This is a genomic window from Amycolatopsis thailandensis (assembly GCF_002234405.1).
GTDB lineage: Bacteria > Actinomycetota > Actinomycetes > Mycobacteriales > Pseudonocardiaceae > Amycolatopsis > Amycolatopsis thailandensis.
Genome location: NZ_NMQT01000360.1, coordinates 1 through 670, shown reverse-complemented (window position 1 = coordinate 670; position 670 = coordinate 1). Strand labels below are relative to the sequence as shown.

The 670-nt window shown below is 65.7% G+C and carries 1 protein-coding gene; it reads left to right on the top strand.

Features of this window, described 5'->3' with window-relative positions:
• Positions 1–516, top strand: a 516-nt coding sequence (locus CFP71_RS42885; RefSeq protein ID WP_093939492.1) for a TetR/AcrR family transcriptional regulator, incomplete at its 5' end; no start/stop codon positions are given.
• Between the last annotated feature and the right edge of the window lie 154 nt (positions 517–670).

Genomic DNA, 670 nt, shown 5'->3' with positions numbered 1-670 from the left:
GGCGGGATCGAGGCCGCCACCATGCGCGAGATCGCGGCGGCCGCCGGCTTCGCCAACGGCGCGCTCAAGCTGTACTTCCCGAGCAAGGAAGACATCATCCAGGCCACCTACGAACGCGCGCTCGGCATGATGCGCGAGTACGTGGAGCTGGACGAGCTGCGCGGCCTGACCGCGCTCCGCGAGCTATGCGTCTCTTCGATGCCGATCGACGAGGACCGCATCGCCGCGGGGCGCGTCCTGCTCACCTTCTGGCAGCTTTCGCTGACCAACCCGAAACTGCAGGACAAGTACCTCGAGCACATCCGGTCGTGGCGGGGTCTGCTGCACCGGTACCTCACCGAGGGCCGGGAGGACGGCGACATCGTCTGCGAGACCCCCGACGAGCAGCTGGTCGACGAGGTCGTGCTGATCAACGCCGGGGCGAACGTGATGAGCCTGGTCGCCGGGGAGTTCTCGACGATCGCTTTGCAGGGGCAGCATCTGGAGTCGTTCTTCGCGCGACTCACCCGCCCCTGACGTCCTGGGGGCCGCCCGCGGATGTCATGAAAGCCCCTTTCAAGACGTTTTTCGTCCTGAAAGGGGCTTTCATGACATTGGACACCGCGTCAGCCCTGTCGCATTCAGAGGACTAAACGCGGCGGTCGAACACCCGCGTCAGGAAGCTCGCCAC